Source organism: Microcoleus sp. Pol10D4, from assembly GCF_036701555.1.
Classification (GTDB): domain Bacteria; phylum Cyanobacteriota; class Cyanobacteriia; order Cyanobacteriales; family Microcoleaceae; genus Microcoleus.
In genome coordinates, this window is sequence record NZ_JAUBRA010000012.1 from 38,218 (window position 1) to 65,201 (window position 26,984).

General features: G+C 44.8%; 18 protein-coding genes. 3 read left to right on the forward strand and 15 right to left on the reverse strand.

What is annotated here, in order from left to right; translation table 11 throughout:
- Nucleotides 1–183: 183 nt before the first annotated feature.
- The 3 genes from QUA36_RS09260 to QUA36_RS09270 form a co-directional block, all read right to left on the reverse strand.
- Complete coding sequence (locus QUA36_RS09260; protein WP_333456990.1) at nt 184–2,148, reverse strand: ABC transporter ATP-binding protein/permease; 1,965 nt, start codon at nt 2,146–2,148, stop codon at nt 184–186.
- 300 nt (nt 2,149–2,448) lie between these two features.
- The gene (locus QUA36_RS09265) at nt 2,449–3,288 is read right to left on the reverse strand and encodes a DUF1361 domain-containing protein (protein WP_333456992.1); all 840 of its coding nucleotides are present in this window, start codon (nt 3,286–3,288) and stop codon (nt 2,449–2,451) included.
- Between the two features lie 415 nt (nt 3,289–3,703).
- Nucleotides 3,704–7,981 carry a PAS domain S-box protein gene (locus QUA36_RS09270; RefSeq protein ID WP_333456994.1) on the reverse strand — a complete coding sequence of 1,426 codons (4,278 nt, stop codon included), beginning with the start codon at nt 7,979–7,981 and terminating at the stop codon, nt 3,704–3,706.
- A 353-nt stretch (nt 7,982–8,334) separates the two neighbouring features.
- Between QUA36_RS09270 and QUA36_RS09275 the strand changes: the two genes are divergently transcribed.
- On the forward strand, nt 8,335–9,702 hold the full coding sequence (locus tag QUA36_RS09275) for a TldD/PmbA family protein (protein ID WP_333106075.1): 1,368 nt from the start codon (nt 8,335–8,337) through the stop codon (nt 9,700–9,702).
- A gap of 255 nt (nt 9,703–9,957) precedes the next feature.
- Here QUA36_RS09275 and QUA36_RS09280 read toward each other — a convergent pair whose 3' ends face one another.
- From QUA36_RS09280 to bioF, 7 genes are all read right to left on the reverse strand, one after another.
- Complete coding sequence (locus QUA36_RS09280) at nt 9,958–11,349, reverse strand: ATP-binding protein (RefSeq protein ID WP_333456996.1); 1,392 nt, start codon at nt 11,347–11,349, stop codon at nt 9,958–9,960.
- Between the two features lie 157 nt (nt 11,350–11,506).
- Nucleotides 11,507–12,844, reverse strand: a complete 1,338-nt coding sequence (locus QUA36_RS09285; protein ID WP_333456997.1) for an ATP-binding protein — start codon at nt 12,842–12,844, stop codon at nt 11,507–11,509.
- A gap of 141 nt (nt 12,845–12,985) precedes the next feature.
- Nucleotides 12,986–13,357 carry a response regulator gene (locus QUA36_RS09290; RefSeq protein WP_333456999.1) on the reverse strand — a complete coding sequence of 124 codons (372 nt, stop codon included), beginning with the start codon at nt 13,355–13,357 and terminating at the stop codon, nt 12,986–12,988.
- Nucleotides 13,358–13,369: 12 nt separating this feature from the next.
- Nucleotides 13,370–16,294 (reverse strand): ATP-binding protein, encoded by a 2,925-nt coding sequence (locus QUA36_RS09295; protein WP_333457001.1) that lies wholly within the window; start codon nt 16,292–16,294, stop codon nt 13,370–13,372.
- Between the two features lie 429 nt (nt 16,295–16,723).
- Complete coding sequence (locus tag QUA36_RS31315) at nt 16,724–16,993, reverse strand: hypothetical protein (RefSeq protein ID WP_445251284.1); 270 nt, start codon at nt 16,991–16,993, stop codon at nt 16,724–16,726.
- Between the two features lie 398 nt (nt 16,994–17,391).
- Nucleotides 17,392–17,541 carry an arginine synthesis PII-interacting regulator PirA gene (pirA, locus tag QUA36_RS09305; RefSeq protein WP_172185012.1) on the reverse strand — a complete coding sequence of 50 codons (150 nt, stop codon included), beginning with the start codon at nt 17,539–17,541 and terminating at the stop codon, nt 17,392–17,394.
- A 270-nt stretch (nt 17,542–17,811) separates the two neighbouring features.
- Entirely contained in the window at nt 17,812–18,984 is a 1,173-nt protein-coding gene (gene bioF / locus QUA36_RS09310; protein ID WP_333457003.1) for an 8-amino-7-oxononanoate synthase, read from the reverse strand.
- A 66-nt stretch (nt 18,985–19,050) separates the two neighbouring features.
- Between bioF and QUA36_RS09315 the strand changes: the two genes are divergently transcribed.
- Nucleotides 19,051–19,986: an exopolyphosphatase gene (locus QUA36_RS09315; RefSeq protein WP_333159348.1), complete on the forward strand. Its 936-nt coding sequence runs from the start codon at nt 19,051–19,053 to the stop codon at nt 19,984–19,986.
- Nucleotides 19,987–20,109: 123 nt separating this feature from the next.
- Here the strand turns inward: QUA36_RS09315 and QUA36_RS09320 are convergent, their stop codons facing one another.
- Together QUA36_RS09320 and QUA36_RS09325 are read right to left on the reverse strand one after the other, a co-directional pair.
- Nucleotides 20,110–20,343, reverse strand: coding sequence for a hypothetical protein (locus tag QUA36_RS09320; RefSeq protein WP_333457005.1), 234 nt, complete (start codon nt 20,341–20,343; stop codon nt 20,110–20,112).
- Between the two features lie 11 nt (nt 20,344–20,354).
- Nucleotides 20,355–21,476: a glycosyltransferase family 4 protein gene (locus tag QUA36_RS09325; RefSeq protein WP_333457007.1), complete on the reverse strand. Its 1,122-nt coding sequence runs from the start codon at nt 21,474–21,476 to the stop codon at nt 20,355–20,357.
- 210 nt (nt 21,477–21,686) lie between these two features.
- Here QUA36_RS09325 and QUA36_RS31320 point away from each other — a divergent pair, with 210 nt between their 5' ends.
- On the forward strand, nt 21,687–21,806 hold the full coding sequence (locus tag QUA36_RS31320; RefSeq protein WP_445251274.1) for a hypothetical protein: 120 nt from the start codon (nt 21,687–21,689) through the stop codon (nt 21,804–21,806).
- A 709-nt stretch (nt 21,807–22,515) separates the two neighbouring features.
- Here the strand turns inward: QUA36_RS31320 and QUA36_RS09330 are convergent.
- The 3 genes from QUA36_RS09330 to QUA36_RS09340 form a co-directional block, all read right to left on the reverse strand.
- Nucleotides 22,516–23,643, reverse strand: a complete 1,128-nt coding sequence (locus tag QUA36_RS09330) for a type II secretion system F family protein (RefSeq protein ID WP_333457009.1) — start codon at nt 23,641–23,643, stop codon at nt 22,516–22,518.
- 94 nt (nt 23,644–23,737) lie between these two features.
- The gene (locus tag QUA36_RS09335) at nt 23,738–24,832 is read right to left on the reverse strand and encodes a type IV pilus twitching motility protein PilT (RefSeq protein WP_190660384.1); all 1,095 of its coding nucleotides are present in this window, start codon (nt 24,830–24,832) and stop codon (nt 23,738–23,740) included.
- 75 nt (nt 24,833–24,907) lie between these two features.
- Nucleotides 24,908–26,914 (reverse strand): GspE/PulE family protein, encoded by a 2,007-nt coding sequence (locus tag QUA36_RS09340; RefSeq protein ID WP_333159357.1) that lies wholly within the window; start codon nt 26,912–26,914, stop codon nt 24,908–24,910.
- Nucleotides 26,915–26,984: the final 70 nt, after the last annotated feature.

Sequence of the window (26,984 nt, forward strand, 5' to 3'; positions counted from 1 at the left end):
TATGAGGAACGGGGAGTTTATCGCCATAAATTGTTGCTGTCTCCCTACCCGTATAACCTATTGTAGGATGGGTGGAGACACGGCGCTTAATTTATAGCACCAAACCATAAATCTCCCACCGCACCACAACCCACCGTCAACCAACAATCGGGTAAATTCACAATTTTTGAAAGCAGCGCTGTATCAGCCAAAAATTGTCGCACTAGCGCGGTATTCTTGGGACGAAAGCAGCCGCCAACTTCCATCGCCCACAAGTTCCAAAACCTGCTGGTGATATTGCAACAAACTCATTCTGTGGCCGACACTTACAAACGTAGTTTTAGTGGCTTGCAACTGCTCGTATAAATGTTGCTCGTTCTTTAAATCCAAAGCACTTGTCGCCTCATCCAAAATAGCGTATCTCGGTTCCGTCAATAACAATCTAGCAAAAGCTAAACGTTGCTGTTCTCCCAGCGACAAAATCTCACCCCAATCTAAATCCGCATCAAAACCGCCCAATCTGTCCGGCAAATCTGCTAAATTTACTGATGCCAAAACGCAGCGCAATTTTTCCTCATCAACCTCGCTGCTGCTGTTGGGATAGAGAAGTTGCGATCGCAAACTACCCAAAATCATATAAGGACGCTGTGGCAAAAACAGCATTTCCCCCAATTCCGGCCGCGCCAAACGCCCCGTTCCCGATTCCCACAAACCCGCAATTGCCCGCAGCAAAGAACTCTTCCCAGCACCGCTTTGACCGACAATTAACAGTCCTTCACCCGGCTGCACTGCTACCGACAAATCCCTAATCAAAGTCTTTTGATGTTTCGGAGTATCTAAAGTAACGTGTTCCAGTGTCAACTGAGAATCAACTACTACATCTATCGCAGTTCCTCCTGCACGAGATACCGCCCTTTCGGCTTCCAAAGTATCTGTAAATACAGTCAAACGATTGATACTAGCTGCAAAAGAACTCAGCGGCTCAATCTGATTTACAATCACTGAAAAAGCGCTTAAAACCTGACTAAAAGCAAAACCTGCTTGAGTAATATCTCCAAACTGGATTTTGCCGGCAAAGTAAGCAGGAGCTAGAAACAAAGCCGGAATAATCACAACAGCATATCCGTATCCCGTGGTAAAATAATCCACATTTCGCTGCCAGCCAATTAGCAAATTAAAATTGCGGAATACTTCAACGAACCGCTGCTTTATTTGCGTAGATTCCTGCTCCTCCCCTCTATAAAAAGCAATAGATTCAGCGTTGTCGCGAATGTGAACCAGTCCGTAGCGGAAGTTAGCTTCTTTTTTGAGCTGGTTAAAATTAAGAGGTACTAATTTTTGACCAAAAATTAGAGTGGCGACAGTCCCCAAAATAGCGTAGATAATCAGGAAGAGCGAAAGTGGTTTGGAGATAGACCACAGGATCCCTGTGAAAGATATAACATTAACTATTGAACCCAGTATAATCAGCAAGAAAGTCAAACTTGTCTGGGTAAATGATTTGACATCTTCAGAAATTCGCTGGTCTGGATTGTCTATTTCCTTTTGTGAATTTATGTCGTAATAAGCCCGATTCTGAAAATACTTATCCAGGAACTTATTTGTCATCCAATCTCGCCAGTAGAGACTCAATTTATCTCGGATATAGCGGTAAATTACCACAATGGGAGTGCCGACTGCAAAAACCCCTGCATACACAAACAGATACTTCCAGTAATTGAGCTGGTCTTTCTGAGCTAGTGCTGTGCTAAAAAAGTTACCGACGTAACTAATTATTACATTCAGACCGCTGACTGACAGCGACAAAAACAGCAGCAAAGTCAATAAAGCCCAGGGCTGCCTGTGTGCAGTCAATCTGTCTTTGAACCAGACAAAAGCACTGAAAGGAATAATTAGCATGAAAGCCACGATCGCAATTGCGGGCGAATTAATAATTCCTTTCAACAAAGTAACTAAGCCGGCAGCAATACTATTGACAAATTCGGGAAATAAGACTTGAGTACCCAAACATACAGCGCTGACGAACACAAACATCGCAGCGAAGAGAAATATCAACAACAGCGCTACTAATCCTAAAAATATTCTGCCACCCCCAGGCTCTAAAGGATAAAAGTAAGGCTGAGCGATCGCAATAAATCTCTGCCACAACTGACGGTCAAATCGATTCATCTTTGCTTTTTACAGAACAACTTCGACTTTTCTAACATATCAAGTTTTATTACACATTGCGGCAGTAATTTATTCAAGAGTTTAGGTAAAAAATTGGTATGACCGAAAGACTGATATAGCATTAGTCTTTCGGCAGTCGCATCTGAACGCACTTACGCCCAAGACAATAAAAGCAAGAGTTTCAGCAATTAAAAACATTCTCATCGTCAGGCCCCTTGCTACATTTGCAGAGCAATTAGGCCGGGAGAGCAAAAAAGTTAAGACGTTAGCTGTGGAGAAAATGTCAAATCTCAAATCGCTCTAACTGGAAGAAGTTGCGCTATCGCCGGCCAAGTCCGACTGCAATTTACTGCTATAAAATCGCTGGCTAATCCCTAAAATTACTTGTTTCATTAGCCAATACAAAACAGCAATTACTACAAAAGTGACAGCCATTACTAAAACCGGACGCTTGCCTATCAAATCGTTCATTACGCTGTTAACTAGCGCATCGGGGTTAGTAAGAATGTCCCAAGTGTTGAAGCGGATAAATCGCCCTAAATAAATTCCGATCGCCGAAAGTGCGTGTATAGTTATCTCTGTTCCCAGGATAAATTTACTCCAACCCTGTTGCTTCAAATAGTAACCCAGATTCATTACCGACAGTACGTAAGCCCCAAACCCGATCAGCATAAACGCCAGATACTGCGGGATCAAAGCTAGAGTCACAGTCCACACCGAGTTCCCCTCTTTAATCTGCTCGATCAGGTGAATGATATCAGTTAAAACATAGGGCGCATTGGGCAAAAATCCGATAAACCAGAAAAAGCCGCCCCACCACCGGAGAGAGCGAACTCCGCGCTGCCGCAGTACCCAGATGTCTACAGCCATCAATGCCAGCGTAATCACGATCGCCCCCAAAATGTAAGTTTTGCCGACATCTTGCACAATATGCCTCAGATAGCCTAAAACAGAGCGCGTACTGGGCAAAAAAGTAGCGCCCAGGAGAAACGCCGTACCCCACAGCAGCCAGCGCGATCGAGGTTTGCGGAACAGCCAAAAACTCAGGCCTAGCGGTACTAAACCCAAAAACAAATTCCAAGACATCCAGCGGACATTGTGTCCCATTGCTTGCAGGGCTTCCAGGATTAATCCCATCATGTCAATTTTTATACAATTAAAGGTTTGATGCAGCACCGCTTCGTTAGCAGCTTCAGTCTATTTTAGTCGTTAACTTGTAGGGTGAGTCAGGTTATGACTCCGGGCGCAGCGCCTGAAAATCAGGATATGCTGATGCACCCTACCACTGTAGAGTCAATCTAAAATCTAAAATCTAAAATCTAAAATCTAAAATCTAAAATCGACTGACGCACCCTACCACTGCGGAGTCAATCTAAAATCTAAAATCTAAAATCTAAAATCTAACATCTAACATCTAAAATCTAAAATCTAACATCTAACATCTAACATCTAAAATCTAAAATCTAAAATCTAACATCTAACATCTAAAATCTAACATCTAAAATCTAAAATCTAACATCTAAAATCTAAAATCTAAAATCGACTGACGCCCCTACTATTTATACACTTTGTCGATCGGAATCTCAATCTTAAAAGTTGTTCCGCATCCTATGGACGAAATACAGTCAATCTTGCCCTTGTGCTTTTCCACCACAATCGAGTGCGCGATAGACATTCCCAAGCCCGTACCTTTCCCCACAGCTTTCGTAGTAAAAAACGGGTTAAAAATTCGATCGACTATCCCCTCGGAAATGCCCGTACCATTGTCCGAAATTTCTACCCTAACAGTGTTTTGGGGGGTTACACCCGTGGAAATAGCAATCCGTCCACTCTTTGTCTCTGATTGTGGAACCGATAACTGGTGATATCGTTCTTCAATAGCATCAATTGCATTAGCAATAATATTCATAAACACCTGATTCAGTTGGCTAGCATAGCACTCCACAAGTGGCAGTTTTCCAAAGTCCTTAATTACTTCAATTTCCGGGTGGTTGTCCCGACTCTTCAAGCGGTGCTGCAAAATTAACAAAGTGCTTTCAATCCCCGCGTGAATATCGACCGGCTTCATCGCGGATTCATCCAGCCGCGAGAAATTTCTGAGCGACAACACAATTTGCCTTATGCGCTCGGTTCCTACCTGCATTGAACCCACAAGTTTTATTAAATCCTCAGCCATGAAATCTAAATCAATCTCTTGAATGCGATCGACAATTTTTGAATTAGGTTCGGGATACTCATGTTCGTAAAGAGTAACCAGATCGAGCAACTGTGTTGTATACTGGTTGAGATAATCAATGTTAGCGTGAATGAAGTTAACCGGATTATTAATTTCGTGAGCGATGCCTGCAACTAATTGCCCCAAAGAAGACATTTTTTCTGTTTGAATGAGCTGAGTTTGAGTAGCTTGCAATTCCAGCAGCGCTGACTCTAAATCTCGAGCTTTTTCTCTTTCTCGTCCCTCGCTTTGCCGCAGTGCTTCCTCTGCTTGCTTGCGAGTCGTAATATCCTGGGAAACTCCTATTATTACCTGAGCCTGACCGTCAGCATTCCTACTAAAAATAGTATCCCGACTTTGCAGCCACAACAATTGACCGTAGGCTCCCCGTACCCGGTACTCAATTTCCCTAGTTTCACCATCTTCAATTTCTGCAAAGCTCGCGTGATGTCTCACAATTTTAGGCAAATCTTCGGGGTGTATTAACTCAGGCATGAGTGACGAATCCATCGCTGTAATTTCCTCGCTGGTATAGCCCAAAAGCGCGAAAATTGAAGTATTAGTGTAGATATTTCGCTGTTCTTCCAAGTCGTAGAGATACAAAATACCGGGAGTAGCATCAGCTACTTTTTTAATGAACTGCTGGCTTTCTTGCAACGCTAACTCAGCTTGTTTGCGATCGGTAACATCAACCGCGATTCCGTCCCAAATAATATCGCCGTTTTCTTTAGCTTCAGGACGCGAAATTATCTGAAACCATCGAATTTTGCCGGAAGGTAGCACGAACCGTCCTTCCCAGTGCCAAGGTTGCAAAGTTTGGGCTGAAATAGCAACGGATTCGTCATGATTTTGGCGGTCATCGGAATGAATTAAATCTGTTATTAAAGCCGCATTTTGCAGAACAGCTTCTGCTTCTCGCTCAAACATTTCTCGGCAAGCCGGACTAATGTAAGGGAAACTGAAAGAGCTATCTGTACGCAATACAAATTGATAAATTACTCCCGGCACATTACCCGACAGCTTTTGGAATCTTGCCTCGCTTTCCCGCAGTGCTTCCTCTGCTTGTTTGCGCTCCGTAATGTCAGTAATTGAACCAACCATGCGGACGGCTTTTCCAGATGCGTCCCACAAAGCTTGTCCCCGACTCAATATCCATTTGTAGGCGCTGTTGTAGCACCACAAGCGGTATTCGGTGATGTAATGCGGCGTTTTTCTCTCCAAGTGTTCTTGAAGAAGTTGCTGATAAATCGCTAAATCATCTGGATGTAAACTCGTATTCCATTTGTTATTGTAATCGCTAATGTCACTATCTTCGTAACCAGTGATTTCCTTAAAGCGCTCGGACACAAAAAATTTCCCTGTTTGCAAGTTCCAGTCCCAAATGCCGTCATTGTTGCCTTTGAGCGCTAACTGCCAGCGTTCTTCAGTTTGCATCAATTGAGCAGTTCTCTGTTTGACTCTACTTTCTAGTTCTTGATTGAGCTGTTTGAGGCTTTCTTCTGCCTGGTTGCGTTCGATCGCAATTCCTGCTAAGTTTATGATCGCCTCTATCAATTCCAGCTCAAAAAAATGGGGGTGACGCGGTTGGGAATAATACATTCCAAAAGTTCCCAAAACTTGACTCTGAGATGAGAAAATAGGAGTAGACAAGCAAGCTCTCAGTCCAAAACTCAAGGCTAAATCTCGAAAATTTTTCCACAAAGGATCGCTGGCAATATCTGTAACGATCACCTGTTGGCGACTAAAGGCAGCAGTGCCGCAGGAACCGACATCCGGGCCGATGGCTATGCCATCAATAGCAGCATTGTAACTGTCGGGCAAACTGGGCGCGGCTCCGTGCAGTAAATGTTCGCCATCTGGAGCTAGAAGCAATATCGAACCGATGACATCTCTAGATTGCTGTTCGATAATTTTAACTAAAGTATTTAAAGTATCCCCAAGAGTTGCGCCCTTAGCAATCATTTCTAAAATTTGTTTCTGACCGGTTAACCAATTTTCAGCTTGCTTGCGCTCCGTAATGTCGCGGGCCACCCACAGAACCGCGTTTTCTTTCATTGGCGAAATGGTCGCGGCAAACCACGTTTGTACGCTGGCAAGTTCGAGGTTATATTCAAAAGTACAGGTTTGATTTGTAGCAAGGGCGGTGCGAATTTGCTCATGACAAAAATCTGCAATTTCTGGCTCGAATAATTCGCTGACTTTTTTGCCGACAAGTTCTGCCGACGGTTTGTATAAAAGTCCGGGATTTGTCGGGGCAATTTTCAGGTAGCGTCCCTCAATATCAATCACCAAAATTACGTCGTTCATGGCAGCGAACAAAGCTCGAAGTTCCGATTCAGAAGCTTGCAGGGCGATTTCAGCTTGTTTGCGATCGCTAATATCGGTCCCGATACAAAGCAGTCCTGCCACATTTCCCTTCGCATCTAGTAAAGGTTTATTTGTCCACGCTATCCACACCCTTTCTCCATTGCTGCGGATGTTTTCATTTTCGTTTTGGAAGTATTTTTGCGACTGTGCCAAACAGTCTCGAATCTTTGTCGCGAGGTCACTTTCAAATAACTCTGTTTTCGGTATAATTGTGCCGATCGCACTTTTGCCGATGATTTCTGCTTCTGAATACCCGAAAAAAGTTTCAGCAAACTCGTTAAAAAAAGTAATCTTGCCTTCACTGTCTAACTGCACAATCATGCTGTTAGCATTCTCAACTAATTGCCGGTACTTAACTTCGCTCGATCGCAGTTTCGCACGGCCGTACACCCAGTTAAAAACCGCCGCCCCGCTCAAAAGTGCCAGCAAGCCACCTCCAAAAAGCAGCCAGCCCCGAAACGGCGAATTCGCAGGCCATCCTCCCGCCGGAATTGCTGCCAACTGCCAGGAACCGTTGGGCAAAGTCACTTCCAGCAGCACGGGATGGTGTTGAAAAATTGACTCGTCACCGAAAAACACTGGACCGGAGGCTCCAGTCCCGTCTTTGCCCCGCAGAGCGTATTGCAGCTTCGCTGAGGAGTCGTTGAGTCCTGCTTCCTCAATCAGGGAATTTTTGTCGATGATCAAACCTGTCAAGCCCCAGTAAACTCCTGTTTCAGGCTCGGCGCCGGAGGGTGTGAGAAAAATGGGCGATCGGCTGATCAAAGTTTCGTCCCCCTCCAATAATTTCACTGGCCCGGCAAGCAAAGTTTTTCTGGTTCGGATGACCTCTTTGACCATTTGCCGCTGTTCGGGTAGCGCCGTCAAGTCAACCCCGATCACCGCTTCATTGCCCTCCCGTGGGTAAATGTAAGCGACCGTCGTGCCTTTAACTAAAGTTATGGCGCGGATGCCCGGTTGCTGTGCCACCAAAATTCTCGCCGTCGCTGCAAACTCGGCTTCGGTGATGTTTGGGTTGTTGGAAAGGTAAGCCCCCAAACCCCGCATCAAAAACAGGCGGGAATTCAAAGATCCTTCCAGCTTAGAACGGACTGTGCTGAGCCGATCGAGGGTGCTAGCGCGGTTGTACTGCAAAAACCGTCGCTGTTCCGATCGATCTAAAATGGCAACTCCGACCAAAATTGCTATTGATGCCGAAATAGCTGCTAAATACGGTGAAATTTGGAATTTTTTAACCTTAAAGTATTCCATCTGCAGGGGGTTAAGGTATTTTTTTACGTCTTTAGATAGATTTAGTTTAGTTTGATTTCTCTAGGCAAATCCAAAATTTTCGGAATACCGGGCTTTTCGCAAGCGGGCGCGAGTTTTGTGGGTTCTAGGATACCCGCCGAACGCGGGCGATCGGCAAGCTTCTAATGATCAGTTCTGTGGATCAAGTTTTAAATCTCAAATCGACTGACTCGGGATTTACCGAGTAGGGTGCGCCGCGCCAGCACCCTACTCGGTGCGGGAACGCGCACCCGAAAGACGGGAGTTATTAGCTAAAATAAGGTTAGCAATAATTTTTTTCAGCGCTACGGCTAATCATTCATAGGGGCAATTTGATGCAAGAACAGTTGATGGAAGCGATCGCACCTTACCGCGATCGCGTAGATTATCTAGAAGTTCGCCTCGAACAAAGCGAGTCAACTGCGATTAGTTTTCGCGGCCCTCAGTTAGATGCTGTCAACCGCAGTTTTAGTCTCGCCGGTGGCATCCGCGCCTGTCACAAAGGTGGCTGGAGTTTTGTAACTTTTAACGGTTTAGATGAATTAAAAGACCGCATTGAAGAAGCTGTAGTGCAGTCTCGTTTGGTTGGCAGCGAAAAAACTCTACTAGCAGATGTCACCCCTATTCAAGATTATGTAGCGGTGGAATTGGGTCGCGATCCGCGCTCTATTACTCTAGCCGAAAAGCGGAAATTGCTCGAATCTTACAACCAGTTGCTGTTAGATTATGACCCGCGAATTCAGACGACAATGGCAGGTTACAGCGACAGATTTGGGATTACTTATTTTGTGAATTCTCAAGGTACTTGCATCGCTCAAGAGCGCTTGGACGTGACCGGGCGTTTCGGAGCGATCGCCCGTGGGGAGGGCGGTGTCGTCCGCCAAGGGTTTGAGTCGATTCACTCGCGATCGGATTACGATGTCTTGACAAATATTGAAGATCGTGTTAAGAGTGCTGCCGTTCGAGCAGTGGGCCAACTAGAGGCAAAATCGGTAAAAGGCGGTCAGTATCCGGTGATTTTAGACCCTTATTTGTCGGGGGTTTTTATTCACGAAGCTTTCGGGCATTTGTCGGAAGCAGACGGCATTTACGAAAACCCGAAAATGCAGGAATTACTGACTTTGGGTAAGCCTGTGGCGATCGAACAATTGAATGTAATTGACGATGCAACTGTGCCGGGATTGCCGGGAACTTTGAAATATGACGACGAAGGCGTGCCGGCTCAGTGCAAGCATTTAATTAAAAATGGAGTTTTAGCGGCTCGGATGCACAATCGCGAAACAGCGGGCAAAATGGGCGAAAGTCCGACGGGAAATGCCCGGGCTCTTAGTGCTACTTTTATGCCTTTGGTGCGGATGACTAATACTGCGATCGAGTCTGGAGAACATTCTTTTGACGAAATGGTTGCTGACATTGACGAAGGAGTGTATGCAGTGCGGATGTTGGGAGGACAAACCAACGGCGAAATGTTTACCTTTGCGGCGGCTCAAGGGTTTATGATTCGCGACGGCAAATTAGCCGAACCCGTGAGCGATGTCACTTTAAGCGGCAATGTATTTCAGACTTTAAAGGATATTGAGTCGATAGGAAACGACTCGGTTTATGCTTACGGCGGTTGCGGTAAAGGCGGCCAAAGCGGTTTGCCCGTAAGTGTCGGCGGCCCCCATCTGCGGATTAAAAATGTCGTCGTCGGAGGAAGATAATCATTAGTCATTAGTCATTAAATTAGTTCAAAACTTACGCAACTGGCACATGGTGAAGGCGTCCTCGCGCCCTCACGCCTCACCTTAACCAGTGCGGGATACTGACAAGTTGACAAACCACTGAAAATCTATTATTGAGGGCTTCACTGAGGTCGTTCGGTGTTTGGAGACTTCAGAAATTACAGAGAAATTGGGGAAGTGCGATCGCGATATAGATTCTACAAGGCTTTACCCTAATTTTTTGTTTAATTTCCCTTAACTCGCTTTCATCTGTAACCGAGCGCGTTGCCTAATCGGAATCTCAATCACAAATTCTGCACCTTCATCTGGCTGCGAAAAACACTTCAAATTTCCGCCGTGCTTCTCCACCACAATCTGATAGCTGATCGATAATCCCAAGCCAGTGCCATCACCCACTGGTTTAGTTGTGAAGAAAGGATTAAACAGTCGATTTATTACATCGCCAGTCATCCCCGGCCCATTATCTTTAAAACTGATTCTTACCCACTCGCTATTGAGCATAGAAGTACCAATTGTAATCGTCCTAGGCTCGTTTTTAACTTGCTCCGGGCTGCTTTTTTTGTCATAGTGATTCAAGGCATAAATGGCATTGCTCAGGAAGTTCATAAATACCTGATTCAACTGACAGGCATAACATTCTATTTGTGGCAAATCTCCGTATTCTTGAATAACTTGAATAGCCGAAGAATTCGGCTTAGCCTTGAGCTGACTATGCAAAATTACTAGAGAGCTGTCGATTCCCTCGTGAATATTAACGGGTTTCATCTCAGCTTCGTCTAGGCGCGAGAAGTTCCGCAACGTCAGCACAATCTGACGGATACGTTCTGCCCCCAATTTCATCGAAGACAGCATTTTAGGCATATCCTCTTTGATAAATTCCAGCTCGATTTTCTCAATTAAAGCGTCGATCTCAGGGTATTTATGGGCATCGTGATCCTGGTAAAGCGTGATTAAACTCAATAGCTGATGAGTGTAATCATTGACATAATTTAAGTTGCCATAGATGAAGTTAACGGGATTATTAATTTCGTGGGCAATACCGGAAATTAGTTGTCCTAAGCTAGACATTTTCTCAGTCTGAATAAGCTGAGATTGGGTGCGCTGTAAATTTTGCAGTGCCAGTTCTAGTTGGATGGCTTTTTCTCGCTCTCGCGCTTCCGATTGCCGCAATTTCTCCTCCCTTTCTTGGCGGGAGCGCTCGTTTTCCTTTAGTTGTTGCACATGGGACAATGTTTTGTTAATTGTAATTTCTAAATCCTGAAAATCTATAGGCTTTGTCAAAAAATCAAAGGCCCCACCGTTCATCGCCTTTCTGATATTTCCCAAGTCGCCATAGGCAGATATAACTACTGTTTGAACCAGAGTAACTAGCTCGTTAAGTTTCGCGAGCAAAGCCATACCATCCATGACTGGCATATTAATGTCTGTCAGTACAATATCTATATCCGGCTGTTCTAGCAACTTTGAAAGCGCTTCTACGCCATTATGTGCAAAAAAAACTTGGTATTCTCCTGTGCGGATCTTGGTTCTAAATTTCTGGGAAATTAAACATTCTAAATCTGGCTCGTCATCCACAAATAATATTTTAGCGGGCATATTGCCAGCCCTTTCGGTGGTAGGCGACATTTTTTGAACTCCTGGGAGTGATTAATTTATCCGATGAGCAATTTTGATATACTTTTATTTATATTATAAATTATTTCAGGAGTAATGAAAAGGCTGATTTCTACAATGGCAAACCGGATGGCTGAAATAGGCTCTGAGTTTGGTAGAAGTCGATTGATTAGCTAAGGTCGAGTGCCCCCCTAGTTTGTCTGATTGGAATTTCAATCCAGAACTCCGCTCCCTGCCCCACCTCTGAAAAACACTTCAATGCGCCCCCATGCTTCTCCAGTACAATTTGGTAGCTGATATAGAGACCCAAACCAGTACCCTCACCTACAGGTTTAGTAGTAAAAAAGGGTTCAAAAATACGGTCTTTCACGTCGGCGGTCATTCCCGGCCCATTGTCCAGAATTTGAATGACGACACGGGAGTTTTCCTCTAGCAGAAAAGTGCGAATAGTAATGGCGAGCGGGCAACCGCGGATGTCCTCTAGTGACCGTTGTTTGTTGTATTCCTTCAAAGCATCAATCGCATTAGAAAGGATGTTGATAAACACCTGGTTTAGTTCGGCAGCATAGCATTCGACTAAAGGCAGAGCGCTGTACTCCTCTATCACTTGAATGTCTGGACGCGCTGCCCTTGTGTGAAGTCGATTCTGCAAAATCATCAGGCTGCTTTTTATCCCCTGGTGAATGTCAACAGGCTTTATGTGAGCTTCATCCAACCTTGAGAAGTTACGCAAAGACAAAACAATCTTCTGAATGCGGTCAACACCCCCTTTCATCGAAGCCATAATGTGGGGTAAATCTGCTATCAGAAATTCCAAATCTATGGCTTCGATTTCAGTTTGAATCTCCGAAGTGGGAGGAGTGTACTGCTGCTGATAGAGCTGGAGCAGGTGGAGTAGGTCTTGGATATAATCACTGACGTGGCTGATATTGCCATAGATAAAGTTGACGGGGTTATTGATTTCATGGGCAATCCCCGCCACCACTTGACCCAAAGAAGACATTTTTGCGGTCTGAATTAGTTGAGCTTGGGTCTTTTTTAGGTCTTGCAGACTATAATGTAAATGCTGAGCTTGTTCTCTAGCCAAAGCTTCTGATTGCCGCAAATGCTGGTTTTCTTTTAACTGTTGCACCTCGCGCAGCGTTTTGTTGAGGGTAATTTCTAGATCATGAAAATCTATCGGCTTGATTAGAAAGTCAAAAGCACCGAAGTTCATCGCATTTCTTATATTTTTCATGTCGCCATAGGCGGATATAACTATTGTTTTGAAAGGGAGGTTTATCTGATTAAGTTTAGAGAGTAAAGTCATGCCATCCATTTCCGGCATATTAAGATCGGTCACTACTATATCTATATCGGGGCATTCTTTCAATTTTTCCAGTGCTTGTACGCCATTATGGGCAAAAAAAAGTTGCCATTCTTCCGCGCGGATTTTTTTTCTAAATTTCTGGGAAAGCAGAGATTCTAAATCTGTTTCATCATCCACAAATAGTATTTTTGCTGACATATTAATTTTTATGAACGAAAAAATATAAGAATCTACCGATCTAGAAGGGCAGAAGGAAAATGCAATCTAGAAATTTTCACTCAAGTGAGGAACTGCTTTTAATTAGCAATTAGCAATTACCCAATAGGTTTCCTTGTGAGTTTATTTCAAATTGATTATTTTGTTTTTGAGTGTATCAAAATTAACAGGCTTAGTAATATAGTCATCCGCTCCATAAGCTATCGCGGTTTGGTAATTTCTCTCATCTCCATAAGCGGTAATCATAAAAACTTTTAGGTCAGGAAACTTTTCTTTAAGAATCCTGAGCAGTTCTAGCCCATTCATTCCGGGCATATTAATATCGGATAAAATCAAGACAATAGATGCCTTGTCCTGGTTTTCTAAGTAGTTCAAAGCTGCCTCTGCAGATAGGCAAAAATGAAATTGAATTTGCCCTGCTTTGATTTCTTTCCTAAATTTTTGCTTGAACAGTGACTGAATATCTTCCTCGTCGTCTACAACCATTACTTTCATTTTGTTGACTCCTTAATTTCGGCTACTTTTTTTGGGCAATATGATTATAAACTCTGTGTAATTTCCTACTTCTGTTTCGACTTTTAGTTCTCCTCGATGTTGCTGGACGATAACATCTTGACTAATAGAAAGACCTAGACCAGTACCTTCCGCTGGTGGCTTTGTAGTAAAAAAGGGATTGAAAATTTTATCGAGTACCTCTGGTTTTATACCTGAGCCATTATCGCGAATGCGGATTTCAATCGCCGAACCAATATTTCGAGTTCTCACGTCAAGCAGCGGTGAAAATAATTCTCCGATTTCTTGTTTCTTTTTATAGGCTGCATAACAAGCATTGCTAATAATGTTAAGAAAAACCCTGCCGATGTCTTGTGGCACGACCTCTACTTCGCCAATGTCATTGTCATAGTCGGTTTCTATGGTAATGTTAAAAGCAGGTTCCTTGGCTCGCATCCCGTGATAGGCTAAATTGATATATTCGGCCAATAAACTATTTATATCTGTAGCTTCCCACTGACCGCTTTGTCCCCTCGAATGCAAAAGCATATTGCCAACGATTTTGTCTGCTCTTTGACCGTGTTGATTAATTTTTTTAAGATTAGCTGTGAGGTCGGTTAATAGCTCGGCAATATCCTCACTGGTTTCAGGATCTAAACGTTCTGCTTGATTTTCAATTTTTTCAAACAGTTCTTCTGTTAATTCAGCAGAAAGTTCGGAGAAATTGTTGACAAAGTTTAAGGGGTTTCTGATTTCGTGGGCAATCCCGGCTGTTAAACTGCCCAGAGAAGCTAGTTTTTCTTGGACAACAATCTGATTTTGCATCGCTCTGAGATTTGCTTCTATCCGCTGGCGCTCTTCAATCTCATTCTGCAATTGCTGCACCGTATGGGTGAGTTCAGATGTACGCTCCTCGACTTTGATTTCTAGTTCCTCATTAGCTTTTTGCAGTGCTTCTTGGGCTTGCTTGCGATCGGTGATATCGCGCACGATCGCCACATATTCTTGGAGATCCTGATTGGAAAGAGAAGCTTGTTGAGAGAATCGGTTTGAGATGGCAACTTCGAGGATGCGCGAGTTTCCATCTGGTAAGTTGAGGGTTTGTTCGCTGCGACTGAGCCAATGCTCTGGCTGAGCCGCTAATCCGGGTAGTAATTTGTTCAGGTAAGACCCAATTAGCCTGGTAATATCTATTCCGAAGATGCTTTCAGCAGCAGGATTAGTCTGACGAATTACACCTTTTTCATCCAGCACTACAATAGCATCTAGGGCTATGGTAAAAAGCTGTTCTGCTCCCTCTCGTGCCTCGTCCATTAAGACAACCTGGGATATGCTCGTCCAACAGGCAACGGCTACCCCAACAAAGGTGATACTCAAGACTAGCACTACCAAAAGATTAGAGGCAAGACTTGAGTTAGCCTCTAAGGGAATACCAAACAACCAGCCGATCGTAACGGCGCTACAAATCAGTAAAATGGCGACTACAACCTGAAACGCCACAAAATCTGGTATCAAGCTCTTGCGATCTTGCCGATAACGCTGAATCCACCATTCTGGATGAAACGGTGCAAAGGGAATGCGACGGATAGCCGCATCCACTACGAAAATAACCACAGGAAACAGCAACCCAATCACCACATCTTCCCGACTCCAAGCTAAGCCTCCAACCAGCAACACCACACCATCAAAAATCAAGAAGCCTAATGCCCACCAAGGCCATCGCACTTCTGGAGATCCTCGCCGCAACCAGAGTCCAAGATAGAGTGACATCAACATTACGATGAAGGCAACACAACCAATCACCAATAGCCGAGTTATATCTATCCAAAGTAAACCGATCAAATTAATTAAAACGCAAAATATCAAGCCTGGTTGCAGAACTCCTCGTCGGGAAACGATCGCAAAAACGGGTGCAACATATCCATCTAGAGCGAGTTGGTACAAAATTCGGGGAGAGTTAGAAACCGCAGTGGCGCAAGCTAGAAAACAGCTTGAAGCCAGCAACAGTGTCACGATTAAGGAAGCTGACGGGCCCCAAAATGGGACGGCTGCTGCTGATAAATTCTTAAACGAGTCTTCCCCCAGTCCTTCAGCGGTGGCTAAGCGCATTAGTACCCAAGAGTTGGCTAGAAATATGGGCACAATTAGCGCTGCAGCTAAGTTTAGAAACCGCAAAGTTTCACTCGGACGACGGCTGTCGGCGACAAAAGAAGAAGCGGTTTCGCAGGCGCAAGTAGCGTAGATGGCGAAGCAGGACCACTTAGCCCAGTCCACAAAGGTTAAGCTTGGCCAACTGCTGGGGAAAAGTCCGGGACTCTCTGGAGATAAAGCTAACCATCCCATCCCTTGAATGCCAAACACCAGTAGAAATCCAATTGCTGGGAACACGAAAAATGCGTGCAGTATTCCTAGGGCGCGAGTGCCGCTAAATGCCACAATATAAGCGATCAGCGTGAATCCAACTATGAGAATTGTTCTGGGACACGGAATGCCCAAGGGTTCCAGGTTAGCTTGGATGAGGTCTGTGATGACGATCGCATTCACTGATGGATATACTACCCAACTCAGGAAGTAAGCGAACGCCGCATAGCGACCCAGAGAGGGATAGTTCCTCAGTAGCCTGGTGATATAGTTGGGTGTTCCCCCTGACATCTCTGGCCAATGTTCCCCTAAGCGTTTCACTTGCAGGTTCAGCATTACCCCCAACAGCACCGCGGGCAGCCAGACGAAAATTGCATTTGGGCCCAGAGCGGCGTACATTGGTGGTGCAATTGTTACCCATGCGATATGACCGCTCAGGCCAAAGCCCCAGGTTTCAATAGAACTCAGGCTTCTCTGGAGGCGCATGGGCGATCGCCTATTGAGATTGTCTCTTGGGTAAGGCTGAGTTGGTTCTGAGTGGTAGCCGTTTTCCTGCTGGTGTCGGATGTCTGTCGCCATCAATTTTACCTATATATTTTTTGGATATTGCAGTCGCTACCCCATGTTCAGCGTTATATATCTAAACTTTTTTCTGTTAATAATTGTTCCTAGTCTTAAATTTTGGCCAAGCTGCCTTTCCCAGTGAACCATGACGAGCTATCTCAATCCATCTTCAATATTATCTTATTACCTTTTATTTCTAACTTGTGACTTTTGCTAATTTGGCGTTCTTTTAGCCATGCCGTTGATGGCTTCGCCTAACCCGTTCGGTATTTAGGGACTTCAGGCATTACAGAGAAATTGGGCAGGATTTAAGCAACAGTCACACCTTTGTGTACCAGCACCAAAATATTAGACAATAAATATCGGAACCTTGGCAAGTTTTAGTTGCTCACTTAAATAATTTGATAGCAGCCGTGTTTAATTTGATATATTGTTTGACGAGTTTTATCGGCTAAACTTTTGAGCGCCTACCCCACGCAACTTCATGGCAAGCAATATGATTTCTGGGAATTCTAGCTTGACGGCACTGGCAATATTCTCTCCCGTTAGTTGCTTGATTTCCCTAGGAAATTGCTCAATTTTCCAAGGAATAGCACACACATGAGTGTACGTTATTCGTGCTGGATTGAGTTTGGTTGTTAGTCGCGACTGTCCATTTGTCAGTACCCAGGACTGCTTTAGGTGATGGGTGAGGGCGTGAACACGCCTCACCATGTGCCAGTTTCGTAAGTCCTATAGTTATTAGTAGGGTGCGCCTCGGCGCAATTTACTACTATAGATAGTGTTAAAAATACAACGAATGCAGCGTAAGTCCTGTTCTTCCTTCTTCCCTCTTCGTTCTGACTTCATAACTTACGCAAAAAATGGTTCAATCCGCTATTGGTAGAGTTTCTGTGCCCCGATACGCACCCTACAGATAGAGTTTTTGCGTGCATGAGTCTTCCTTCTTTCTTCTTCCTTCTCAATAAAAAACCCCGGTTTCTTGAATAAACCGGGGTTTTTCCTACCAACTAAGAGAGGAGTCAAAACTTCACAGGTAGCGGTTGCCGGAATTCTGCATTTCTCGCACAACCCTCTAAACCAAACTACGGCAAATTCTAGTTGCAGCTTCTTTAAAGCTGTCTCATTTCCTCTTCAAGCACCCGAACCAAATCTTGATTACCACTGGATCTGGCTACTTCTATGCGGTGCATCAGTTGCTTGTGAATGTTAGCGCGGTGGGTTTCTGCTACTTTTTTTACGTTTTGACGATTTGTGTTCATGGTGGACGTTCCTTATATTAAATTTGGTGTACCTGCTACTTCTCTAATATAGCGCTAAATTCCAAAAAGTATCTAAATTTACAAAAAATTTACAGTTGTTGACCGATCGACAAAACTCCTGTATAAGATTGGTCATAAGTCAATAGCGATATCTTGACAATCAGAAGTCATTAGTCAGTAGTCATTAGGCTGATGCCCGATGCCCGATGCCCGATGCCCGATGCCCAACATTTACATTTAGTCAAGCGGTGCGCGGTACGTACCCAACATTTACTCCAAACTCAAAACTTGCTTCAGCGCCTCTACCAACTGCTGAAGGTGTGCGAGCTCGTGAGTTGCCATCAGCGAAATCCGAATTCGACTCACGCTTACAGTCGGAGGCCGAATCGCCGGAGCAAAAATACCCATCTCCTTGAGTTTGCTGCCGACTATTAAAGCGGAGGCTGCATCTTTTAACGGAAGACTGAAAATGGGGGAGAGGGAATTGCTAATTGGTAATTGGTGATTGGTAATCGCGCAATATTTGAAAGTTTCGATATTTTCTCGCAACCGAACTCGGCGTTCTGGTTCTTGCTGTACAATCCTCACAGCTTCCAAAGCAGCCGCCGCATCAGCAGGTGTCAATGCTGTAGTATAAATCCAACTCGCAGCTCGATTACGCAGAAAATCAATTAAAGCAGCAGAGCCCGCAACGTAACCACCTAAACTTCCCAAAGCTTTGCTGAGTGTCCCCACTTGAATCAGCGGTGTTCCCGTACACCCGAAATGTTCTGCACAACCGGCACCGCTAGCACCGAAAACTCCTGTAGCGTGAGCTTCATCTACTAATACCATGCAGTTAAAGGTTTCGGCCACAGCCAACAACTGTGGCAGCGGACACAAGTCCCCATCCATGCTAAAGACGCTATCGGTAATAATTAAACACTTGCGGTATCTCGCGCGATTTTGCTCTAACTTGACCGTTAAATCCTCAAGATTGCAGTGACTGTACTCTAGGGCAGTTGCACCGCTGAGTGTGGCTCCGTTTTTCAGGCTCGAATGGTTGTACTTGTCAGATAATATCAAATCGCGCTTGCCGACAACGGATGCGATCGCCCCTAGATTCGCCAAATATCCCGAACTGAATACTAAAGCATCTTCAGTTTGTTTTAAATTAGCAATAGCTTGTTCTAGCTGTCGGTGCAAATCGCGGTGTCCGCTGACCAACCTCGAACCCGTCGCACCCGTACCAAATTCCTTAGTTGCAGCCATAGCAGCTTGAATTAACCTGTCATCGGCAGCAAGTCCCAGATAATCGTTGCTGGCAAAGTTAATCAGCCGACGGCCTGCTAATTTTACCATCGGCCCAGGGGAACTTTCGATCGATTGTGGCGATCGATACCAATCGGCACGGCGAACTGTGTCCAGGGCCTTCTCTATCCAAGCGTAAGGGTCTGCGTTCATATTGGAAAGCGATCGGGTAATACGTTATATTAGCTGGTGATCAGTTCCTCCCTATCACAGAAGCATATGCCACTCACTAAAAAATACAGATTAGTCACCCGCAGCGATTTTGACGGTCTAGTCTGTGCCGTTTTGCTCAAAGAACTCGATATGATCGACGAGATTAAATTCGTGCATCCTAAAGATATGCAGGATGGGAAAATCGAAATAACAAATAACGATATTAGCACCAATTTACCCTATGTTGAGGGAGTTCATTTAGCTTTCGATCACCATTTCAGCGAAACTCTTAGACACGAGAAAATCAAAATTAACCACATCATCGACCCCTATGCAGCTTCTGCTGCTAGGGTACTGTACAAATATTATGGAGGCCAATCAAAGTTTCCTGATATTTCTGAGTCGATGATGGCGGCAGTTGACAAATCAGATTCCGCTCAATTTTCCCAAGAAGAGGTTCTGCATCCGCAAGAATGGGTGCTGTTAAACTTCATAATGGACGCCCGAACCGGCTTGGGAAGGTTTAAAGATTTTACGGTTTCCAATTATCAGTTAATGATGCAGTTAATCGATTACTGCAAAAATCATACCATCGACGAAATCTTGCAGCTTCCTGATGTAAAAGAAAGAGTAGACCTCTACTTCGAGCAAGAAGAAAAATTTAAAGAGCAAATACAGCGATGCGCCAAAGTTTATAATAATTTAGTTGTTTTGGATTTGCGTAACGAAGAGGTGATTTATGCGGGAAATCGTTTTGTAATTTATGCTTTGTTCCCCGAATGCAATATATCGATTCACGTACTTTGGGGACTGAAACAACAAAATACTGTTTTCGCAGTTGGCAAGTCAATCTTTAACAAAACTTCTAAAACTAATATTGGGGAGTTAATGTTAAGATATGGCGGTGGTGGACACCAGAATGCCGGAACTTGTCAGATTGAGAACGATAAAGCTAGTCAAGTTTTGAAAGAGTTAATTGCCCAGATAGAGCAAAATGGTTAAATTGGCTTTATCTTTTTTGCAGTCAGGACTTGAGTCTTTGATTATTTATTTTAATTTTCAGCACTAAAGTCCTTACTACAAACGGGGATTTTTAGGACGGAACTCCTTACTGCAAACGGGATTTTAGTCCTCAAGGTTTTTAGCTGGCGGGTTCTGAACAGTGAGATTTTCTGAACTGTTGCCTTTGACTTGTGGCAAATGGTCTACCAAACCCATATCAAAAGCGATATCCGGCAACTCATCAGCGTTATATTTTCCTGGCTCAAACAATCGCCCGGGAGTAAAACAAGGCTGTTTCAACCGCACCACCTCCCCGGGTGAAAACATTCCCCTAAACATTTTGCGTTCGAGTCCCATAATTTCTGCTCCTAAAACAACTTTCGCATTAATCTTAGCAATTTTTGAGCAGCAGCTTCCCAATTAAATAAATCCGCCGTCTCTTTAGCTTTGTGAGCTACCTGAAAACGCATCGGGTCTTCAACAATTTTTCGCAACTGTTCGCGAACAGACTGAAGATTTGGCTCGGCCCAATGAGGAGCATTTCTGATTTTTAGATACTCAGTATCGTAACACTTTCCCACGGGAATTAGATCGTAAGCAATGGGATAGCAGTTATCAGCATTGGCGTACTCAGTCGGGCCGCCGTACATAGTCATAGCAACGGGCAAACCTGCTGCAAAGGCATCCAAAATTTTAATCGCAAAACCCTCGCCGCGAAACGGAGCTAAAAAAGCATCGGCTGACAAGTATAAATCAGCTAGTTCTGCTTTAGTACAAAATTTAGGCTTTACCTGAACTTTTGACTTGAACTTGCCGAATTGTTTTTCGATATTTACGAGGTGTTCAACTATAACATCAGGATTTTTGCCACCATCTTTGATAATTAACTCTACGTTAGAATCATCTTTAAACTCTTGACAAAAAGCTTGAATTGCCAGATCCGTGCCAAATCTATACAAATCAAAAGAATTGGTCATGTGCAGAATATACTTTACATCTTTTTGGGTTTTTTGCGGTCTGGGCAAATAGAGTTGCGAGATTAAAGGATTGAAACCTAGAGGCATGACTGATACGTTGGCTGCCGGACATCCAGCTTTTATTAAAACGTTCTTAGAATACTGGCTGACGGCTAGTTTGTGAGATGAAGTGTTAACAGCATCGTAAATCCAGTAATCATAATCATCAGTGTTTTTGGCGAATTCGTAATTAATCGCAAAAAGTTCTAAGTTGAGATGTCCGTTGAGTTCTTTTAAAAAATAAGGTTTCCAGTAATGAGACCATTTGATATGAAATAAATCTGAGGGTGTGGTGTTCATCCACTTCTCTAGCAGGTCGTTTTCTTCCGCTGTCGAATTGCGGCTGAGATGAGAGGCTATTGTTGAAGGTTCGACAGAAATAGGAATTCCCAATTCGTGTAAAGTTTTCGCCAGGGATAGGGTAATATCGGTAAAGGAGTTAAAGTGTTGAAAGGCAACGTTAAAGTGAACCATATTTATTGGTTATGAGTGTAGGGTAATCGCATCTAATTTGGTATAAATCGTACTTGACAAATGACCGAAAATGCACCTGCCTCTGGCAGGGCTGCGGTGGAGACGGTATCGGCGACCAACAAGCAGTTAAACTGGGAATGGACTTCCGGCAGGTATCCCTCACTGAGGCAGATGGAAAAAGGCTGCCGTGAAATCTAGCGGCAACGGAACATAGTTGAACGTACTCTCAACCAACTCAAGCAATGGAGTCGGAGTGCTATTCGATATGAGAAGCTGCCTGCCAATTATACAGCCATGATTACGATCGCCTGCATTCTGTTGTGGTTATAGTTTGAAAACAAGCCCTAGGCAAGAACACCTGATGGAGATAAATTAACTAGGTGGAACCCCAGCGAGCGTGCTTAGCTGGCTATCAGCATCACACTCAATTTTCATTCCTTAGTTTACGAGCTGCGCTTGAATGATGCTGTCAAATGTTTGAAAAATTTCCCTCACCATTATACCTTAATTAAGATGCGATTCCCCTGTAATATCTCTGAATATTTTTTTATTTTTTATCTTCTGGGAGCCTTCAAATTGGAAAATTTTTCTAAAAAACTGGCATTTAATATATTCACCGAAGTCAATGAATCTGTTTGTTTTGTTGGTGATTTAAAGTTAGAGTAAAACCTTTTGCCATTGATAGCACCCATTAACTACAATAACTACATTGAAATTTACTCTGATTTAACTGTAGCATATTTTGGGTTCCAATTAAGATGCGTTTACCCTGGAGCCTAAAGCCAGGATTAGGCAGCAGTTAAATCTGTCTGCCTATCCTACTTGACTTTTGTGGCATTTTCGTAATTTTTCACCAATGGGAAGACCCTGGTAAGGAAGATTTGGAGGCAGAGCCTCCAAATTGTTTTCTCCTTTTAATCGAGGATGTGCCTCCTCCAAAAGTCTGCCAAAGAAGAGCCTGGGGACGATTGAAGTAGTGATTGGTTATGCGTTACGTTAATTGCTACTAACTAATAACTAATAACTAATTCGCCCTTTTTTACAACTTCTGGAACACTGCGAACATCGGCAGATACATCGACAGCAAAATCGAACCTACGATACCACCGACGACAACAATCATCAGAGGTTCTAGCATACTGGTAAGTCCTTTTACTGCTTCTTCCACTTCCGTTTCGTAGAAAGCGCCAACTTTCATCAGCATCTTGTCAAGTTCCCCAGTTTCCTCGCCAATTGCCATCATTTGAATAGCCAAAGACGGGAAAACAGCTTGTTCTTGCAAAGCAATACTGATCATGCCACCGTTTTGAATTTCCTGTCTCGCATATTCAATCGCATTAGATATCGCCTGATTCCCCGCCACATCTCGCACAATTTCCAAAGAATTGAGAATCGGCACGCCCGATCGCGTCAGCGACCCAAATATTACGCAAAACCGAGCCACAGCCGATTTTTCGATCAAATCGCCAAAAATAGGCAATTTCATCGCAATCCTATCAATTTGTAGGTGACCTATTGGAGTTTTGTAGTACATATCGAAGGCAATTTTGAGCGCTATAATTACCCCAATAACTGTTATCTGTTGGATCGGAGGCCAAGCCGTACAAAATGCACTAATTCCCAACATTATCAGCGTAAAAGTCGGCAAATCTGCACCAATATCCTTAAATATCTTAGCGAAAGTTGGTAGCAAGAATATGGTCATTGCGAAAAAAATCACGATCGCAATAAAGAACACAGTCTTCGGATAAGACATGGCCGAATTAATTTCAGCCTCCGTCTTGTGATTTTTTTCCATCATCACCGCCAGACGGTCTAGAGTTTCATCTAGCACCCCCCCGACTTCTCCCGCCGCCACCATACTGATAAACAGTTGGTCAAAAACATCAGGAAACTTAGCCATCGCCTCCGCCAAGTTTATCCCTTCCTGCACGTCAGCATTCATGCTCCTGAGCGCTCGCTTCAGCTTAGCATTAGAACACTGCTCGTGCAGCACGGAAAGGCATCTCACGATCGCCACCCCTGCATTAAACATAGCCGCAAACTGACGAGCAAAAATAGCCATATCCTTAACAGTAAGGCTGGTAAGGTTATATTCAATTTGCTCCTGAATCTTACTGAAATCAAAGCCACCTTTCGGTTTTTGGCGGATAACGTTGGTAGCCACAGCTCACCTCTGAAAATTTATTAAAATTTATGACTCATCAGTCATCAGTCATTAATTCAGTCTGCTAACTCCTGACTAATGACTGCCGACTGAATTAATGAGCTCCTACCTTGGCGCCAACAGGTGCTGGACCAATCAAGCGTTCGAGTTCGTCAGCCTTAGAAGCCTTGGCCATTGCCGATTCCCAAGTGACTTTACCGCTCTTGTAAAGTTCAGCGAGGGCCATTTCCATCGTCCTCATACCCAATTTTGCCCCCATTTGGATTTGGGAGTAAATCATGGGAGTTTTGCCCTCCCGGATCAAGTTAGCCATAGCTGGAGTATTTACCATGATTTCCATAGCGCAGCAGCGGCCGCCCCCAACTTTGATTACCAAATTTTGGCTGCAAATTCCCACCAAAGAGTTAGACACCTGGGCGCGAACTTGGGGTTGTTGAATGGGCGGGAACACGTCCAAAATCCGATCGATCGTTGCAGCCGCCGAATTAGTGTGCAGCGTTCCCATCACCATGTGACCCGTTTCAGCCGCCGAAATTGCCAGACCGATCGTTTCCAAGTCCCGCATTTCCCCCACGAGAATTACATCAGGATCTTCGCGCAAAGCAGCTTTCAGCGCATTAGCAAAGCTCTTAGTATCTTCGCCCTTTTGGCGCTGGTGAAACAAACTCTTGATATTAGGAAACACATATTCGATCGGATCTTCAACTGTTAGAATGTGTTCCGCCCGCGTCCGGTTGACCAGATCCAACAACGCCGCCATCGTAGTAGTTTTCCCGGAACCCGTTTGTCCCGTCACCAACAGCATACCCCTGGGTCTTTCCGTCAGATCCCGCAAAATCTGCGGCACGCCTAAAGCATCTGCATTAGGAATCTTAGAAGCCAGAGCCCGCATACAAGCAGCCCAAGCACCCCGCTCCCGGTAGACATTGACGCGGAACCGAGCCAATCCCCGAACCCCGTAAGCGCAGTCGAGTTCCCACTCCATTTCCAACTGCTTGCGCTGCATATTGTTGAGCATTTGGAAAATTAGGATCTGCACTTCCTCAGCAGACAGAATGTCGCCGTATTGCGTCTGAGGAGTTAGTTTACCGCTGACTCGGAAGAATATAGGCGCGCCCGCTTGGATGTGTATGTCCGAACCCCCTTGCTCTACCAGGGACTCCAGTACGTCTTCAATCATCAGACCCATAGATACCTCTCCTTGATCGAATTGATAGTTATTGACCAATCTAGCTCAGTTAACAGTCAACAGTTAACTGCTGAATCAATCCACAAAGCGTGGCGTCAAGCAGTACGGACAATCCAGCATCTCCGGCTTCAATTCCGCCTGACAAGTTTTGCAGGTAAGTCCCTGCTTCCGTTTGGCTTTCATTTCCGCCTCCAGGCCCGAGTCAGTAAACGTCACCCGTTCGACTTCTTCAAAAGTAGTCGCGCCTTCTCGCACCAACTGCAAGCTGTAAGCCAACAACGTTTTCATCCCTTCTTCTACTGCTGCTTCCTTAATTTGCTCTGTGGGAGCTCCTTGAGTGATCAGAGTTTGAAGCCGCTCAGTATTTTTCAGGTACTCGTAAACCCCTACCCGTCCTTTGTAACCTAGGCCGCCGCACTTCCGACAAAGTTGCTCGCGTTCTGCCAGTTCCTTCCTTTCCTCCACCGGTACGGTGTTGGCTTTGTAAACAGTTAGATCAATTTCTTGAGAAGCCGACAGACCGTACTTGCCGAGTTCTGTGGCAGTAGGCTGGTAAGGAATGCAGCATTTGTCGCAAACGCGCCGCATCAGACGCTGAGCCAACACGCCCAACAGAGCGGCCGAAACCATGAACGGTTCTACGCCCATTTCTGCCAAACGCGCCACTGCCCCAGCCGCGTCGTTCGTGTGCAGCGTCGTCAGCACCAAGTGTCCCGTCAAAGCCGCTTCCAGAGCAGTTTTGGCTGTTTCCCTGTCCCGCGTTTCCCCCACCAGCATCACGTCAGGGTCTTGCCGCAAAAATGCCCGCAGAATGTTGGAAAAAGTCAAGTCTTTTTCCCGAATTACTTGACATTGCGTAATTCCTGGCAAAGCATATTCGATCGGGTCTTCCGCCGTACTGATATTAACCCCCGGATCGTTGCGTTCCGCCAGAATCGAGTAGAGAGTAGTTGACTTGCCCGAACCCGTCGGCCCCGTCACCAAAATCAGTCCGAACGGACGGCTAGCACTCTCTCGCACTAAAGCCAGAGTTTCTTCGTCGGAGATTAACAAACCCAAACCCAACTGAGTGCTGGAACTGTCCAAAATCCGCAGCACGATTTTTTCGCCGTACCGCGAAGGCAAGCAGTTCACCCGGAAATCCACCGTGCGTCCCTCAAACACCCGGCGGATGCGGCCGTCTTGCGCTTGTCGGCGTTCGGCAATATCCATGTTGGAAATAATCTTGAAACGAGCGGTAATCGAGGCGACTACCTGCTTGGGAAACCGGAAATACTCTTGCAGCACCCCGTCTTTCCGCATCCGAATCCGCATGAACTCTTCTTGAGGTTCTACGTGGATGTCAGACACCTTTTCCGACAAAGCTTTAGCCAAAATGATATTGACGGCCTTAATTACGGGAGCCGCCTCAGCATCGTCCAATGTGTTAGCGAGGTCTTCTTGATCGGCAGTATCCTCTTCTAGCGAGAGCTCGCCAAAATCTCCCTCCCCTAGATCCATCTTTCTCTGCTTTTCGATTTCAGCTTTTTTAGCTTCCCTCTTAACTTGGTCGTCTTGATAGGCCGATGTTATGTCCTGATAGTCGTCTGGCGTAATCACCCGTCGCTGCAAAGCCAAGCCGTGAGGCTGTAAAATCCGCCGCAAATCTTCTATGGCGTTGAGGTTGTCGGGATCTACCATTGCCACTAAAACCGCCGCCGGCTCAGTTTCAGTCTTCGCTACGGGTAAAAACCGACCTTGGTGACAAATGTCGATCGAAATCTTCAACGCATCGAGCATAACTCCGAGTTGCTCGTTAGACATTTCGCTCATCTCCGGGTCAAATGCTTCAACGCCGTAGACTATCTTCCGTTCAAACATCTGCTGCTTCTTGTAAAGTCGCAGCAATTCTGGGGGTAACGGCTGCCCGGTAAGTGCTTCTAATACCTCCGTCAAACGCTTGCCCGACTTCTGGCTTTCAATTTGAGCTTGCTTAACTTGCTCGCCGTTGACGTAACCCGACAGAATCATCTTGGTGAGAGCCGGAGGAAATTGGCTCACAGAAACTAAGGATGTGGAGCGAACCGGGGATGTGCTAGTCATAAAAAACACTCAATAGGTGGGAAACTCAGTCACAAAGAGTGCTGAGAGGAAAACCAACGCGGGGTTTTAA